This window comes from Actinokineospora pegani, assembly GCF_009745975.1.
In the GTDB taxonomy this organism is placed as follows: domain Bacteria; phylum Actinomycetota; class Actinomycetes; order Mycobacteriales; family Pseudonocardiaceae; genus Actinokineospora; species Actinokineospora pegani.
In genome coordinates, this window is the sequence record NZ_WHOL01000104.1 from 15058 (window position 1) to 31500 (window position 16443).

The window sequence follows — 16443 nt, forward strand, 5'->3', positions numbered from 1 at the left end:
GCTCACCACCCCCCGCCACACGCGCGCCGGGCGGCACCCACCACCGCGCCCCAACCCGGCAGTTCGCCACCGGGAGCCGGGGCCTGAACCCACGGCGCGGCACCCGGCCCGGGGACCAGGATCGTCGACCCCGCAGGCGCCCAGGTCACACCGAACAACGCCAGATCCGCCACCGTGCTGTCCCGCAGTCGCATGCGCGGACCGGTCAGAAAGGTCCAGGTACCCGCGGCCGGGGTCGAGAGGATCGGGGGGCGGAGCATCACCAATCCCAACCGGTGGTTGACCTCCGCGCCGAAACCGGCGGGCATGGACAGTGCGTCCAGGCGCTGCCCCAACGGCACTCGCCAGCCGTCGGTCTCTTCGCCCCAGGCACCGGGCATGTGGTTGTCGAAAAACTGGGACACAGCGTCGGTATCGATCGACTGGTCCTGGTCGGGCCTTGGTGGTGCTGCGATCGCCATGGTGACTTCCCCTGGTTCGACGAATAAGACATGTCGAAACGGCTTGCGCTGAAACCATCAGCGCCGATTGCGGACATAGACAACCGTCCGGACACCGGTGGCGACCAGGGCATATTCAAGGCAGGAACCAGGCATGGATACGGCATGCGTGCCGCCTGCCAGGGAATTCTCGTGAAGTGTGAAATGAATAATCGCGTGTCATTCACCCATTCGGTGTATGACTCCGATCGGGATAACCGCGTGGCATTGGGCTATCGTCATCCCGCCAAGAGAATAGGCGCAATCGCCTGGAACGTCACCCGCTCCACGTGGGGGGTGAGTCGGGGAGAGGGAGGATGGGTCGTGGGGGTGCGGCGGGAGGCGTTCACGCGGAAGCGGGAGAGCGCGGGGTTCACGCAGGAGTCGTTCGCGGCCGCCCTGGGGGTGGAGTTCTCGACGGTCGGCCGTTGGGAGCGCGGCGACGTGACCCCGGCTCCACACCGTCGCGGACGGATCGCCTCGGTCCTCGGGATCACCCTGGATGAGCTCGATGACCTGCTTACCCCGCCTCGCCCCAGTACGGGCATGTCGGTGCCCGCGGATCCTGAGGCGAGCCAGGCGGAGTGGTTGCGTGTGCGCGATCAGGGGGGTGCCCGGGGCAGGGAGCTGTCGGAGTTGGCCGCCTGGCTCTACGACGAGCATGCCCGGGGTCCTGGCGGGCACGTGCTGACCGGGCCCGGATGGCTCCTGGACACGCCCGTCCCGCTCGACGAGGTCCGGATCGAACTGGTCGACGACACCCCGCCGGTCCCGGACCTGTCGGTGCCGCTGGACCACGTGCTGCCCTTGACCTCCCGGGGGGAGCGTTACTCCTCCTACAGCCGCGCCGTGCGGGACCTGGTCCGCCCCCGGCTGATGGAAAACCGCATCAGCTACCGGCTGCTCGACGTCGACCCCGGGCCGCCGTTGACCATGCGATTCGGCACGACGACCTTCTTCGAGGTCTTCGACCGCAAGCAGTACCTGGCCCACGAGTTCAAAGGTGCCGCCTTGCGCGCCGGCGGCCAAGTGCCGGCTCTGGCCGCTCTTCCTCTTCGAGCCGCGATCGTCGACCCGTTCGATCTGACCGGACGGCCGGTGTCGCCGAGCATCAGCACCCTGACCATTCGCCGCGACCCGATAGGCGGGCACCGGTTCACCATGCACCAACGCGACCCCAAAGCCGTTGCCACAGGCGGGGGGATGTGCACGGTCATGCCCGCGGGCGAGTTCCAGCCCTCCACCATGGCCCCGGCGACGCTACGACACGACTTCTCCCTGTGGCGCAACATCATGCGCGAATACTCCGAGGAATACCTCGGCAACCCCGAGCACGACGGCGCCAGCCCGCACATCATCGACTACGGCGCCGAGGAGCCGTTCGCCTCCTTCGAACGAGCCAAAGCACTCGGTGGTTTCCGACTGTGGCACTACGGCCTCGTCGTCGACGCGCTGACCCTCGGCCCCAGTCAACGCACCGTCGCCGTCATCGACCACGACGTCTACGACACCCTGTTCGCCGACGCTGTCCAGACCAACGACGAAGGCCACCGAGTCGGCCACGGTGGCCGCACCGACATCCCCTTCACCGCAGAGGCCATCGACCGACTCGCCCCACGCCTGACCGCCAGCTCCTACACCGGCCTACGCCTGGCATGGCGAGACCGCAACCTCCTTCTCGACTAACGCCGGGGTCGATGCCAGGAGTTGGTGATGTCCCCTTGACGGAGGATTCGCAACCGTTGCCACAACTCCTCGGAGAACGGGCAGGCCCTCCCAGTGGCGCAGGTCGTGCCCGGAGGCGGTCGCGAAGTTCAGTGGTCGCGGCCGAGGAGAATGTGGGGGTAGCCGCGGTTGACGGGCTCTCCCAGCTCAACCTCGAGGGAGGCGATGAACTGCTGAAGCCTGGCCGTGGCCTCCTCGACGGTGGCGGCGTCGGCTTTGAACTCGAACTCGACGAAGTCGCCCGCGTCGACGACGTGGTCGAAGACGATCTCGACGTCGGGCAGCCTCCACTCTTCGCGGGTCTTGTCGACGGTGACCAGGGGGCGGAAGTCGAGAGCCTCGAGCATGAGGCGGATGGCTTCGACGTCGTCGACTGCGGTTTCGTACTCGTCGGCGTGGGTCTTGACGAGTTCGTCGACGGGGTGCCAGCGCTTGAAGTTGACCGAGGAACCGCGACTCTCGGTGCGTACCCGTAGCCAGTCGGAGATGACCTCGGGTGCGGTGAAGTCGCGATGGGGGGCGTTGTAGTAAGCGTCGACCTGGCGGGTGGGTTCGTTGGGGGTGGCGCCGAGGCTGGTCAGCTTCGCCTTGAGGGCGGCGGGGTCGGTGAGGGCGAACTTCTTCTCAACCTCGATGTAGCGCATGGTCAATGGTCCTTTCGTCGGTGTCGAGCAGGGTGGTGACGGCCGCGGCCTCGACGGGGTCGAGGATATGGTCGGCTGCGGTGAGGGTGGTGGTGATCTGCTTGGCGTCGCGGAACCCGACCAGGACCACGGAGTCCGGGGCGTGGTGCAGGACGTGGCTGAGGGCGACGCGGGTCAAGACGGCGGGGTCGTTCCCGAAGCGAATGCGCAGCGGGGCCAGGCGCCGGTCAAGTTCGGCGAGTGCGGCAGGCTGGAAGGCGGGGTCGCGGCTGCGGTGGTCGTTGCTGCTGTAAGCGCGGGGCGGTGCTGCGGGGTCGCGCAATATCAGGCCTTGGGCGAGGGCCTGTTTGACGAGCACGCCTACCTCACGGTGGCGGGCGAAAGCGAAGATGTCGGTCTCCTGCGGGAGGTGGCGAGGGCTGAGCAGGTTGTACCGCACGGACACGACGTCGGGCTGGATCTGGTCGAACAGGTGCAGCCAGCGGGCTGTGGCGGCTGCCCTCGGTCCGTCGCCGTGGGCCCACTCCTGGGCGAAGTGATGGGGTGCGCGCAGCCCGACGGCGCGGATCATGCCCCGCTCTCGCAGCTTCCGCAGCGCGGCCACCGCTCCGGGCAAGTACTCGTTGTCGGGGCCGAAGTCGGTGCTGTGGAGGTAGTAGAGGTCGAGGTGGTCGGTGCGCAGGTTGTGCAGGGTGGTGTCGAACTGGTGGTGGATCTGCGCGGGGTGGTACGGGTGCTCAGCGGTCCCCGCGAAGTACCCGACCTTGCTGGAGAGCACCACACCGTCGCGCCCGACCTCCGCGACGAGACGGCCCAAAAGGCGCTCGGAGCGGCCCAGGCCGTAGACGTCGGCGGTGTCGAACAGAGTCACCCCGAGTTCGTGGGCGCGTATGAGCCCGGCGTAGGCGCGCTCCGGGTCGACGTCGTCCCAGCCGATCGGGGTGCCCCGGTTGGTGGTGGGACCGCCGATGGCCCAGCAGCCCGCACCGATGACGGAAACCTCCTGACTCAGGCCGGGCAGCAGCCGGTACCGCATCAGCTTCCTTCTCGGTCGTAGGTGCCGGGCGTCAGGTGCTGCACGGGTCGGCAGTGTTGATCAGCCGCCACTCGGTGGGCTTGAGCCAGCGGCGGTGCTCCCGGGCGAGGGTGTCCCGGAGGACGGCAGGCAAGGTCGCGGTGACCTCACCGAGTGCTGGGTCGAGGTCGCCGCGCAACTCGGCTAGCAGCGCGTCCGCCAGGATTGCGAGCCGGCTGTGCAGCTCGGCGGCCCGGTCCGGCGCGGGATCGACGGTGGCCAAGGTCGCGGTGTCGACCATGGCACCGAGCAGCCGGTACGCCGCGGTCTTGATGGTGCGCCGCAGCCCGCGAACCAGGTCGTGGGGTAGGCCGTCGAGGACCTTCTCCAGGCTCTTGAGGGTGTAGTCGAGGGCGAAGTTGCGGTCGATCCACAGCTGCGCCCAGTGCGACACGACTCCGATGCGCCAATCGGCGAAGTGGGCCTGGACCCGGCCCATCGAAGGGTCCACCTCGCCGGTGAGCCCTGCGGCTTCGGCCTGGCGGGTGTAGGCGGCGCCGGTCAGGCACTCCATCGACACCAGCATGTAGGAGATGCCGGTGTAGAAGGGCTGCCCGGTGGTGTGCGCGGCGACCCAGTCCTCGTCGCGGACCCCGTCGACGACCTCCTCGACGCTCATCCCGGGCTGGGACCGCAACAGTAGGTCCGTGCGGCCCTGGAAGGCGTGGGTCTGGTGCAGCTCGTCGAGGGTCATGAGCTGGTCGAAGGTGATGTAGGTGAACCTCGGGGGCACGCCAAGGGCGGTGAGGGTGCGGATGGCCAGTGCGTTCTGGGTGCCGGTGGTGTCCTTGTTGAACCGCTCCAGGATGGAAGTCACCCCCGACTCCACCCCGAACAGGCACCGCCGTAGCCCGCGCTCGACCAGTCCCCGCCACAGTCGTGCCCGCTCGACGTGCCAGGCCCGGTCGTGGTCCAAGCGCACGGCCTGGTCGATCCGGCACGAGGTCTCCCATGCGAACCCGGCCTCATGCAGGGTGTCCGCGACTGTCAGCGCCCGGGTCACCGCGTCCGGTCCCCGGCCAACGAACTCCTCGTCAACCAGGTAGAGGGTCCGGCTCACCTGGGGGTGGCGGTCAGCCACCGCCCCGATCTCGCGCAGCAGCCACGGCAGTGCCTCGGGTTCCGCGCCCGCCCACTGACCTTTGTGGCCGCGCGGGCAGAACGAGCAGTAGTTCGTGCACCCGCGGCTCGACTCGAGCTGTGCGACCCCGCCCGCGGCGAAGGTGGCGTCGAGCAGATCCAGTTCTGGCCACATGTCGGTCTGTGTCCGGTTTGCCACCACTGCGGTGCGGCGAGGCCCGATCGATATAGTGCCCTCGCCGCGCGCGGCGCCGGTGTAACCAGCGCCGCGAACGTGCTGCACCGCGATGTCGTCGTGCCAGTGGGCCATGACGTCGGCGATCGTCGGTTCGCCGGCGCCCCGCCCGATGATCAGTTTCGGGTAGCGCTCGAGCAACATGCGCTCGTTGCGCACCGTCAGGCTGCCCCCGGCAACGATCAGGGGTGGGTTGGATGTCGCTGTCACCGCGTTGAGCAGCTGGATCATCAGGTCGTGCTGCCCGAACGTCGCCGAGATCCCGACGATGTCGACCTCGCCGTCGCAGGCGCGGGCAACGAGGTCGTCGAGGGCCGTGTCCAACTACATGTCCAGCAGCTCCACCTGACCCAGCAGTGTCGCTCGCGCGGCCCGCGCCAGGTCGGAGATCGCCAGCGGGAACCGGGGCAGGGGGAAGTTCTCCGGGTGGTAGAGCGAGGCCAGCAGTATGCGCGGCCGTGTCAGTCGGAACCTGCCCTCACTGGTGATGCGCACTTGCGACAGCCAGCCGTGTGGGTTGTCGAAGACCATCTCCTTCTCCACCCAGTCGGGCCAGGTTCGGGTGTTGTGCGGCTGCCCGGACAGATCGGCGGCCGTCCACGCCCCACCCGTCTCGTGCTCGATCAACACCAAGCGCCGGTCCAGCGTCCCGGTCACCACCACTTCCCCGGAGCCCGTGCTTTCGCGCACCGCGGCCAAGACCAGGTCGGGCTGCATGAATGGCGCCCTCCACACCTGCGCCGCTGTGGAAGGGACCTCACCGGTCGCGTGCGTGATCGCTTGGACCAGCAGATCACGCGGTGACACACGCACATCACGCATCGAAGGCCTCCGCACTGGGGTAGGGACGGCCACCACGACGGGAGATGTCCGCTTGGCCGTTTCGGAGAGAGCCGGTTCGACCCTCACGTTGGTTCTCTCAGCCAACTTCCGGCGATGCCCGACGCCCAGGGCATTTCCCGTTCAGCTAGCGCGCACAAGAGGGGAGTCGTGCTTCTGACCTGCTAGAAGGCCACTTCACGTGTGGTAGTCCGAACGGGTGGAGGTGGGTGTGCAGCCGGGGTGCCTCGTCGGGGGCCGGCTATTGTGGCGTGCACCCAGCAATCAGCTTCAATCGGTCAAGGAGGGGTGGCGATGGGGACTAAACGGAGCCGCTTGGCCGAGCGGCGCAAGGCGCTGGGGTTGAGCCAGGAGAAGCTGGCGGAGCTTGTCGGTGTGGATACCTCGACGATTCGGCGGTGGGAAAAGGGAACTGTGACCCCGCAGCCTTGGCTACGCGACAAGATCGCGCGTCAGCTGCAAATACCGCTAGAAGAGCTACACGAGCTGCTCACCACGGGCGTGGGCTCCCACGACACCCGCGCCGAAGCGACCGCGTCCCGTCCCGTCCCCACCAGCGTGTTGCTGCCGCTGATCGTCGATGGGCGGACAGTTTTGGTCCCGGTCGACCCGCACGCCCTTCCGCATACCGGCCCGAACTCCGGTCCCGACGACGAGAGCATCGCGCGCTCGACGAACGACTTCGCAGAACAGGACGTGATGAGTTCCCTTGACCGGCGCTCGATGCTCAAGTACGGCTTGGCGGTAAGCGCACTTCCCGCACTCGGACCCGAACACGACGACCAGGTCACCGCGGCCATGACCGATGCCCGGCGCTACCTCGACCACGGGGTCGTCGACCACCTCCGCAGCCAGCTCGATCTCGTCAAGGCCGACGACGGCACGCTCGGACCCGCCTCGACCACCCCCATCGTGCTCGGCGTCCTCGCCGCCGTGGAAGACCACGCTCGCGATGTCAAACCCGATGTTCGCCGCGCGCTGCTCGAACTCGGCGCCGACGCCGCCGAGTTCGCGGGCTTTCTCAACAGAGACGCCCGGAACCTGTCCGACGCCCTCTACTGGCACGACCGCGCCATGGAGTGGGCCCAGGCAGCGGGCAACCTCCCTATGCAGGGCTACATACTGCTCAAGAAGGCCCAACTGTCCTACGACGACCGGGAACCGGCCCGTATGCTGACCCTCACCCAGGCAGCACGCCAGGGCCCCTGGCAACTCCCGCGCCGGGTACAGGCTGAAGCCGCGCAACAGCAGGCCCGAGCCGAGGCCATGCTCGGTGCCCGGATCGACGAGGTCGAGCGGCAACTCGACCAAGCCCGTTCGCTGCTCTCCGCCGACCACGGTGCCGACGAGTCCCCGCTGAGCACCCACTACGGGCCCCTGTTGTTGACCATGCAAACCGCTTTGGCCTATTCGGAAGCAGGAAACCCCTGCAAAGCGGTCGAAGTCTACGACCGCGAGCTGACAGAGCAACGCTTCTCGCCTCGCGACTACGGATTCTTCCTGTCACTCAAAGCCGGATCACTCGCCCTCGCGGGCGAACCAGACGAAGCCGCCAGGGTCGGCCTCGACTCCGCGGCCCGTGCGACACGAACGGGATCCGATCGCACTTTCAATGAACTCGCTCGCGTAGTGGCGAGTCTCAAACCCTGGCAGCACCGGCCGGCAGTCCGCGATCTGGCCCGCGCGGTACCCACCTGACTCGCGACCGCTAAGCCCTCACCCACTCGGCCACCGCACGAATCACCTGTGCCTGCCACGCCTGCGTCTGCGGCTGCACGTACCCGGGGTCGTCAGGGACCGCCACACCGTGCTGGGCGCCTTCCAGTTCGAGCAGTTGACGGGCGCACCTCAGCCGCTCGACGGCTCGCCGCGACGACTCCACCGGGATGAAGGTGTCCGACGTGCCGTGCACCACCAACGTCGGCGCGACGATCTCCTCCAGCACATCCGTCGGTCGTAGCCAGAACACCTCGTTGAGCAGCGATCGCCCCAGCTCGAACGTCGGGCTATGGCTCACATAGCCCTGTTCCACCAGTTGACGCCCGCTCACCTCGTCGATGACATCGTGCTCCCACGCCTCCTTGTCATCGATGAATCGCTTCTTGTAGTCCAGCAGCGGGTTAATTAAAATCAGCCTGGAAACGTCATCCGGGCGCTTGGCCGTGTAATAGGCACACAGGCCACCCGAGAAACTGGCCCCCAACAGCGAGGTGGGAGCCCCTTCGGTCGCATCACGCAGATGCTTCAACCCAGACCTGACGACATTCAAGATCGCCGACAGCGACAAATCCTTCTGTCGCCCCTCACTCTCCCCATGCCCAGGCAAGTCCACCCGCAGCGACGCGATGCCCTGCTCCGCGAGCCCCGCCGCCATCCGCGTGAAGAACCCGCCCTCCTCGCGGGTCACACCCCCGCCATGCACTAACAACACCCCATGACGCACATCCCCGTCCGGGCGATCCAACGTCGCCGCAAGCCGCAGACCGTCGAGGTTGCGAACAACTTCCGGGGTGCTGGTGGGCATCGCAGCAGTCTCCTCGTCAATCGATTCCGTGCACTCCCGACCACGCTACTGCTCAGTTGGGGCTGATCGCGCACCGACGTCCGCGCATATCAACCGCCTGGCGGCATGACCGCCGCTGTCGCAGCCTGTGAACCTGAGTAGGACCTGGCCCGACGCGATCCGTGGCCTTCGAGCAAGGCGGCGTCTGCTTCGACCGTGAGATGTTGGGTCGGCTATGTCCGTGCGAGCCTTCGGCGCACGACGGAGGCTCGGGGGTCTTGGAGTGCTTCGAAGGTTTGTGCGGCGTCTTGCCAGGCCACGGCGGCTTCGCTGGGTAGGCCGCGGCGTTGGTGTAGGTCGCCGAGGATGAGCATGGCTTGGGCGTAGCCCCAGCGGTCGCCGATCTCGCCGAGCACGGTCCCGGCCTGTTGGAGGTAGTTGACGGCGTTGGGCCAGTCCTCCATGTCGGAGTACAGGGTTCCGAGCCGTTCCAGTGAGCAGCCTTCGGCTTGTCGGTCGCCGAGTGTGCGTTGCAGGGCGACGGCTTCTTGGTGGTAGTTCAGCGCGGCGGGGTATTGGCCGAGGTGGCGGCAGCAGTCGCCGAGGTAGGTCAGGGTGATCGCCCATGCCCACACGTCGTTTTGTTCGGCGAAGCCTGTGTATGCCGCCTCGAAGTGCGCGGCGGCGGCCCGTGCCTCGCCCAGGGCGAGGAACGCCCGTCCCAGCCCGACGCGGGACCATGCTTGTCCGTTGTGGTCGTTGATCCGTTTGCGCAGTGTCAGCGCGTGGGCGTAGAGGGTTCGGGCGAGGTGTGGGTGTCCGAGGTCCAGGGCGGCGTTGCCCTGGTTGTTCAGGATCCATGCCTGCCCGTTCTCGTTGCGGTTGCGTGAGGCGGCGTCGAGGGCGGCGATGTGGGCGCGGGTCCATTGTGTCCATGGTTTGCGCCGGTAGAGGTAGTCGCACAGCACGACCGGCATCAGCACGGCGACCATGTCGTTGCCGGTCTCGTTCGCGACCCGGGTCGCTGCGGCGCAGTTCTTCAGTTCGACCTCGCACCAGGCGGCGGCGTCGTCGAGGTCGTCGAAGTTCTCGATGACGAGTTCTTCGGTGGGTGGTGGCAGGTTGGGTAGCTCGCGCCGTGGGGAGATGCGGCGCATGGCGGCCACGGCGGTGTGCAGGTACCACTCCAGGACGCGTTGCCGGGCTTGTTCCCTGTCGGCTTGGGTTTCGTCGAGTTCCACGCGCTCGCTGGCGTAGAGGTGCAGGAGGTCGTGGAAGCAGTAGCGGTCGAGACTGGCGTACTCAAGCAGGTGGGCGTCGACCAGTTCGTCGAGCGCCGCTTGGGCCTGCCTGCGGTGCAGACCTGCGATCGCCGCGGCCGCCTCGGTCGACATCGTGTGCCCTGGGTGCAGGCTCAACAGCCGGAACATCCGGGCCGTGCGCGCCGGGAGTGCCACGTACGACCAGGAGAACACCGCGCGGATCGCGGTGGTGTCGTCTCCCCCTGTCGACAGGGCGTCCAGCCGTCGTGCCCGTGAGGCCATCAGCGTCGCCAGGTGGCGCAGCTCGTCCTCGCTGCGGCTGGTGACGCGTTCGGCGGCGATCCTGAGCGCGAGGGGCAGTCCGCCGCACCGCCGGACCAACACCCGCGCTGACTCGGTGTCTGAGACAACGCGTTCCCCGACGACCTCGGTGAGCAGATCGACGCTGTCCTGCTCGGTCAGGGGGTCGAGGGTGAGCCTGAGGGCGCCGTCGCGGGCGGACAACCCGCCCAGGCGGGTTCGGCTGGTGACGATGACCAGGCAACCCGGTGCTGAGGGGAGCAGCGGCCGGACCTGCTCGGCGTCGATGGCGTTGTCCAGCACGATCAGCACCCGTTGCCCGCGCAACGTCGTGCGCAACGCCGCCGTCCGCGCGTCGAGGGTGCCGGGGATGGAATCGGGTTGCGTCCCGAGCGCGGTGAGGAAGTCCTGCAACACGTCCGAGGGATCAGCGGCCCGGTGCGAGCTGTGACCGCGGAGATTGGCGAACAGCACGCCGTCCGGATAACGCTCGGACACGTCCTGCGCCCAGGAGACAGCCAACGCCGTCTTCCCGATTCCCGCGGCACCGTCGATTCCGATCAATGCCATCGCCCCGCGGGCCAAGGCGTCAGCCCGCTCGTCGTGCATCGCGCGCAGGGCGACGTCCCGACCGACCAGATACCGGCTGCGAACAGGCAATTGCGAGGGCGCCGGAGAGCGACGAGGCCCGGCGGCCGTCCTCGCCGACGCGGCGAGGCGGGTGAGCAGGCCACCGGCGTCCAACGCCTCGTCGCACAGCTTGGCCAGCGCTTCGGTCGGAGGCCGCTGACCTGTCTCGACGTTGCCGAGGTGACTGCGGCTGAACCTGGTCACACCCTGCAGGTCGGCGAGCGAAAGCCCTCGCTCCTTGCGAACGCGCTTCAGCGCCTCACCGAACGACTCCATCGCCCACCCCCTGCTGTCGTCTGCTGTCTTCACCTGAACGGAAGACAGCAGACCTCTTTCACCGGCTGTCCCGGTGGTGAAACCTCAAGCCATGAGACAACGCCTCGCCACGCTTTCGCAGTCCAACGTAGGTTCGGCAGCGAGCGTTTGTGTCAGTCCCGGAAACAGTTCACCCGGTTGAGTGTCTGGTCATGGATCGCACCCGCAGCGGTTTACCGAACGTGATGATTCAAGGCGAGAACGGGGAGGGGAATGTCGATGTCGCAAGATGCAAGCCGCACAGGAGTGATCCGGGGGCTCGTTGTGATCGCGCTGAGCGGGTGCCTACTCGGGAGTGCGGGCTGTACCGCGGAACAGTCCCCGGAGGCGCGGCCGACGTCGACCGCGGTCACCACCTCCCCCGACGCTACTGCCGAAGATGCGTTGACGGCCTACAAGGGGATGTGGGAGACCATGGCCGAGGCGGCGGAGACCTCCGACTGGACAGCCCCCGACCTCGCGGTGTTCGCCACTGGCGCCGCGTTGAACACCCTCACCACCAGCTTGCAGACCGACTTCGATCGCGGTGTCGTAACCACCGGCCGACCTGTGCTCGAGCCGCGCGTCACCTCGGCGGAACCGCAGAACGATCCGCAGCTCGCACGAATCTCCGATTGTGGGCAGTCGGACGAGTGGATCAAGGTCCACCGAGACACCCGCCAGCCCGTCGACGCCAACCCGGGAGGTCGTCGGCGGATCGCCGCGGTCGTCGAGGTCCAGCCCGACGGCCGGTGGAGGGTTTCGGACTTCGCCGTCCAGGCGATCGGATCGTGCTGAAACTTTGACGTTAAGACCGTGCCCTACATGGTGATCAGGTGGCGTCCAGCTTGCTCCGCCAGTGGACGAGGTTGTTGCGGGTGGCGAGGGTGTCAGGGTGGTCAGGGCCCAACACCCGCAACCGGTCGGCGAGCACGCCCTTGAACGCCGTCACGGCACCAGCGGGGTCACCCGCCTCACCACGCCAGTAGGCGAGGTTGTGGCGGGTGGCGAGGGTGTCGGGATGGTCGGGGCCCAACACCCGCAGCCGGTCGGTGAGCAGGCTCTCGTACGCCGCCACAGCACCAGCGGGGTCGCCCGCCTCACCACGCCAGCGGGCGAGGTTGTGGCGGGTGGTGAGGGTGTCGGGGTGGTCGGGGCCCAACACCCGCAACTGATCGGTGAGCAGGCCCTTGAACGCCGCCACAGCACCAGCGGGGTCGCCCGCCTCACCACGCCAGTAGGCGAGGTTGTGGCGGGTGGCGAGGGTGCCGGGATGGTCGGGGCCCAACACCCGCAACTCGTCGGTGAGCAGGCCCTCGAACGCCGCCACAGCACCAGCGGAATCACCCGCCTCACCACGCCAGTCTGCAAGATTGTTGCGGGTGGCGAGGGTGCCGGGATGGTCAGGTCCCACCACCCGCAGCCGGTCGGTGAGCAGGCCCTCGTACGCCGCCACAGCACCAGCGGGGTCACCCGCCTCACCACGCCAGTAGGCAAGGTTATGGCGGGTGGTAAGGGTGTTGGGGTGGTCGGGGCCATGAGCTGCTGCGGTGAGTTCGTGTAGTCGGTGGAAGTGTTGTCGTGCGGCGGCGATAAGCCCTTGGTCGCCGAGGCTTCGGCCGGCCCTGAACAGGACGGTGTGGACGTAGGGGTGGAGCAGGTCGTGTTCGGCGTGGCCGGCCAGTGCGGTGGTGTTGGCCCGCAACACGACCCCGATGTCGGTGAGGGTGTCCACTTTCGGCCACACGTCCAGCAGTGCGTCAGCGGCAACACGCCCGAGCACGGCGGTGCCACCATCAGGGTCGGCTGTGGGTGCCTCGGTGGTTTCCCGCACGACGCGTTGGACCAGTGCGTGGATGCGCACGGTGGTTGTGGCCGGGTCGTGGGTGAGCAGGTTGAGTCGATGCAGGACCCGCAGTCCATAACGGAGTCGGTCGGGGGCGGTCGCCAGGTGTTCGGCGATGTGGTGGTTGCTCAGGACGGTGTCGGGGATGGTGTTGGGGTCAAGCAGGCTGACCAGCTGTAGCAACGGGAGGGCCGTGTCGGGGGCGAGGTGTTCGGCGAGGGGGATGGACAGGGACAGGGTGGTGGCGGTGGTTTTGGTGTGGGGGTCTGTGAGTTCGTCGGGGTGTGGGAAGAGGGTGGGCAGGGTGCGGGTGGTGTCGGCGAGTAGGCGCCGGTAGGTGGGGGTGGGGAGTTCTTGGTCGCGGATGTATGCGGCGGCGTGGGCCAGGGCCAGGGGGAGGTGGCCGAGGTCGGTGGCGAGTTCGTCGAGGTCGGTGGCGAGGTGGGGGTGGTCGGCGAGCTCGTTGGTGAGGTATGCGCGGGATTCGGTGGGGGTGAAGACGTCGACGGTCAGGGTGGTGCGACCGCGGGCGGTGAGGGCGGTGCCGCGGTAGCGGGTGGTGACGAGGGTGCGGCCGGTGGGGGTGTGGGGTGGCCACAGTCCGGTGAGGTGGGCGGGGAGTTGGAGGTCGTCGAGGACGATGAGCCAAGTTTTGGTGGTGGTGGTCAGCCAGTTGAGCAGGGCGTCGGCAGCGGCTTGGGCCTCAGTGGCGCCGGTGGCGGCGTGCAGGTGGGTGGCGGTGTCGGCGTAGGCGGTGATGAGCGCGTCGCGGGTGCTGGCGGTGATCCAGATCAGCAGGTCGACCCCGTTGGTGCGGTCGGCGGCGGCGTGGGCGTGGTGGGCGGCGAGTTGGGTCTTGCCGACCCCGCCCATGCCCGAGACCACCACAGCCCCTTGCCGGTTGTCGTGGCCGGTGAGCACGAGTGTCTGGTCGCTGGCGAAGGCGGTGTCGAGATCGGGCAGGCCGGTGCGGGGCTGGTAGTGGTCAGCCAGGGTCGGTATTCGCCCGTGCCGCACCGGCCAGGTGACCTGGTGCCCCGTGTGCTGGTGCAGGTCGCCGAGCACCACGGTGCTGCCGTTGACGTCCCCGCCGATCTGCGCCAGGTTCCCGTCGACGGTGGTGTTGTCCACTCGCTGCAGGGCCTCCTGCGCGGCCTTCTGCCACCACCTCACCGCTGATCGTCCCCCGACTCCTCGGTGCCGAGGTCGCGGTGGTGGGGCAGTGGCCCGGACAGGTTCCCGCCGATCTGGATGATGCTGCCCTTGACCTCGGAACCGGAGACCGTCTGCGTCACCCTCGACCCGGCGCCCGGGGCCGTGGAGTCGTTGCGGGCGGTGCTGGCGCGGGCGGCGCCCACGACTGCGGCGACCAGCCCCAAGACCCCGCACACGGCCCCGACGACGCTGGCGACCTGGTCAGACCGCTCCAACCCGACCTTGACGACCACCACGACCGCCCCGACGACCACGGCCACCCCCACGATGGCTACCCCGCACCAGGCCAACACCCGTCCCCGCACCCGACCACACCCCCTCTGCCGATCACCGTCACCACTCATTGTCGGCAGCAGCGGGCAGGTGTGACAGCACAACGCGAGGACACGCCGAGCTGTACCGTGATCACCACCCACACCAGGCCCCGGCAGGCTCGCGGCGAGGAGAAGGAGGCGGGCAGTGCCCTGGAGGTTCCGGCGCACCCAGCCACCACCTGAGCAGGGAGTCCCACCGGCCCCGGCGGCGGGACCTGCGATGGGTGTCGAGAACTCTCACGTCGGTGAGCACGTCGTCCAGGTCGGCGGGAACGCCGGCAACGTGCAGGTCGGTGGCACGCATACCCACATTCACACCACCCGGGCAGAGGTGGTGTGGCCGGTGCACGTGGGTGACCTGCCCCTGGCGCCTGGCCACTACGAGGACCGCGCCGACCAAGTCGACCTGCGCACCCTGCTGCCCCGCCGAGAGCCCGTGACACCCGCGGTCACCACGGTGGTGCTCTCGGGCATGGGTGGGGTCGGCAAGACCCAGATCGCCGGCGCCTACGCCCGCGCCGCCGCTGAGCAGCACCCACCGGTCGACCTGCGGATCTGGGCCACCGCCACCACCGCCGACAGCATCCGCGCCACCTACGCCCGCGCCGCGGCCAAACTCGGCCTCACCACCCCCACCACCGACCCCGACGAAGCAGCCCACCTCCTGCTCGAATGGCTCAGCGCCACCACCCGCACCTGGTTGGTCATCCTCGACGACCTCACCACCCCCGACCACGCCGACGGCCTCTGGCCACCACGCACACCCACCGGCCGCACCCTGGTCACCACCCGCTACCGCGGCGCCGACCTCAACCTCGCCGGACACCACACCGCCCACCTCGAACCCTTCACACCAGAACAAGCCCGCCACCACCTCACCACCGAACTCGCCCACCACCCCCACCCCTGCACCCACGACGACATCGACGCCCTCACCACCGACCTCGGACACCTCCCCCTAGCCCTCGGCCACGCCACCGCCTACCTCCACGACCAAGCCATCACCATCCAGGACTACCGCCACCGCCTCCACAACACCCCCATCACCCACCACCCCACCAACACCCGACTCGCCCCCATCCACACCACGCTCGCACTGTCCATCCCCCTCGCCGAACACCTCGCCCCCGGTGCAGCCACCGCCCTGCTCAACATCGCCAGCCTGCTTGACCCCAACACCATCCCCGACACCGTCCTGACCAACCACCACATCGCCGAACACCTGACGACCACCCCCGACCGACTCCACCACGGACTGCGGGTCCTACACCGACTCAACCTGCTCACCCACGACCCGACCACAACCACCGTGCGCATCCACGCACTGGTCCAACGCGTCGTACGGGAAACCACCACCATGACACGTGCGGCCGACCCCGATGGCGGCACCGCCACGCTCGGGCGCCTCGCCGCCGACGCACTGGCGGAGATCTGGCCGGAAGCGGACACCCTCACCGACATCGGGACGGTGCTGCGGGCCAACACCACCGCACTGGCCGGCCACGCCGAACACCACCTGTTCCACCCCGACACCCACCCCGTCCTGTTCAGGGCAGGCGGCAGCCTCGGCGAGCAGGGACTCATCGCCGCCGCACGACAACACTTCCACCGACTGCACGAACAGACCGAAGCAGCTCATGGCCCCGATCACCCCGACACTCTCGCCACCCGCCACAACCTCGCCCGCTGGCGTGGTGAGGCGGGGGATTCCGCTGGTGCTGTGGCGGCGTTCGAGGGCCTGCTCACCGATGCGTTGCGGGTGTTGGGTCCCGGCCACCCCGGCACCCTCGCCACCCGCCACAACCTTGCCCGCTGGCGTGGTGAGGCGGGTGATCCCGCTGGTGCCGTGGCGGCGTACGAGGGCCTGCTCACCGACCGGTTGCGGGTGCAGGGCCCCGACCACCCTGACACCTTCGCCACCCGCCACAACCTTGCCCGCTGGCGTGGTGAGGCGGGTGATTCCGCTGGTGCTGTGGCGGCGTTCGAGGGCCTGCTCACCGA

The 16443-nt window shown here is 68.3% G+C and carries 13 protein-coding genes; 4 read left to right on the top strand and 9 right to left on the bottom strand.

Annotated elements, in window-relative coordinates; genetic code table 11:
• Positions 1–2: 2 nt before the first annotated feature.
• Positions 3–461: a hypothetical protein gene (locus GCL84_RS19810; protein WP_156757016.1), complete on the bottom strand. Its 459-nt coding sequence runs from the start codon at positions 459–461 to the stop codon at positions 3–5.
• Positions 462–491: 30 nt separating this feature from the next.
• Between GCL84_RS19810 and GCL84_RS19815 the strand changes: the two genes are divergently transcribed.
• The gene (locus GCL84_RS19815) at positions 492–2165 is read left to right on the top strand and encodes a helix-turn-helix domain-containing protein (protein WP_235926477.1); all 1674 of its coding nucleotides are present in this window, start codon (positions 492–494) and stop codon (positions 2163–2165) included.
• A 128-nt stretch (positions 2166–2293) separates the two neighbouring features.
• Here GCL84_RS19815 and cyaB read toward each other — a convergent pair whose 3' ends face one another.
• The 4 genes from cyaB to GCL84_RS29410 are packed head-to-tail and all read right to left on the bottom strand — an operon-like array spanning position 2294 to position 5955.
• A complete protein-coding gene (gene cyaB, locus GCL84_RS19820; protein WP_156757017.1) occupies positions 2294–2848 on the bottom strand; it encodes a class IV adenylate cyclase in 555 nt (184 codons plus the stop codon).
• Entirely contained in the window at positions 2829–3884 is a 1056-nt protein-coding gene (locus tag GCL84_RS19825) for an aldo/keto reductase (RefSeq protein WP_156757018.1), read from the bottom strand. Before GCL84_RS19825 ends, cyaB begins: the two co-directional genes overlap by 20 nt.
• A 31-nt stretch (positions 3885–3915) precedes the next feature.
• Positions 3916–5562 carry a radical SAM protein gene (locus GCL84_RS19830; protein ID WP_197523376.1) on the bottom strand — a complete coding sequence of 549 codons (1647 nt, stop codon included), beginning with the start codon at positions 5560–5562 and terminating at the stop codon, positions 3916–3918.
• Positions 5563–5955 carry a hypothetical protein gene (locus tag GCL84_RS29410; RefSeq protein WP_197523377.1) on the bottom strand — a complete coding sequence of 131 codons (393 nt, stop codon included), beginning with the start codon at positions 5953–5955 and terminating at the stop codon, positions 5563–5565.
• A gap of 438 nt (positions 5956–6393) precedes the next feature.
• On the opposite strand from GCL84_RS29410, the gene GCL84_RS19835 reads away from it, so the two are divergent.
• On the top strand, positions 6394–7776 hold the full coding sequence (locus GCL84_RS19835; protein ID WP_235926478.1) for a helix-turn-helix transcriptional regulator: 1383 nt from the start codon (positions 6394–6396) through the stop codon (positions 7774–7776).
• 10 nt (positions 7777–7786) lie between these two features.
• Here the strand turns inward: GCL84_RS19835 and GCL84_RS19840 are convergent, their stop codons facing one another.
• Positions 7787–8602 (bottom strand): alpha/beta hydrolase, encoded by an 816-nt coding sequence (locus GCL84_RS19840; protein WP_156757020.1) that lies wholly within the window; start codon positions 8600–8602, stop codon positions 7787–7789.
• 212 nt (positions 8603–8814) lie between these two features.
• The gene (locus GCL84_RS19845) at positions 8815–11049 is read right to left on the bottom strand and encodes a helix-turn-helix domain-containing protein (RefSeq protein ID WP_156757021.1); all 2235 of its coding nucleotides are present in this window, start codon (positions 11047–11049) and stop codon (positions 8815–8817) included.
• A gap of 453 nt (positions 11050–11502) precedes the next feature.
• On the opposite strand from GCL84_RS19845, the gene GCL84_RS19850 reads away from it, so the two are divergent.
• Positions 11503–11865, top strand: a complete 363-nt coding sequence (locus GCL84_RS19850; RefSeq protein WP_235926479.1) for a hypothetical protein — start codon at positions 11503–11505, stop codon at positions 11863–11865.
• A gap of 34 nt (positions 11866–11899) precedes the next feature.
• Here GCL84_RS19850 and GCL84_RS19855 read toward each other — a convergent pair whose 3' ends face one another.
• Complete coding sequence (locus GCL84_RS19855; protein WP_156757022.1) at positions 11900–14086, bottom strand: tetratricopeptide repeat protein; 2187 nt, start codon at positions 14084–14086, stop codon at positions 11900–11902.
• A complete protein-coding gene (locus GCL84_RS19860) occupies positions 14083–14433 on the bottom strand; it encodes a hypothetical protein (protein WP_156757023.1) in 351 nt (116 codons plus the stop codon). Before GCL84_RS19860 ends, GCL84_RS19855 begins: the two co-directional genes overlap by 4 nt.
• A gap of 358 nt (positions 14434–14791) precedes the next feature.
• On the opposite strand from GCL84_RS19860, the gene GCL84_RS19865 reads away from it, so the two are divergent.
• Positions 14792–16443: tetratricopeptide repeat protein (locus GCL84_RS19865; RefSeq protein ID WP_197523378.1), on the top strand; the 1652-nt coding region annotated here is incomplete at its 3' end.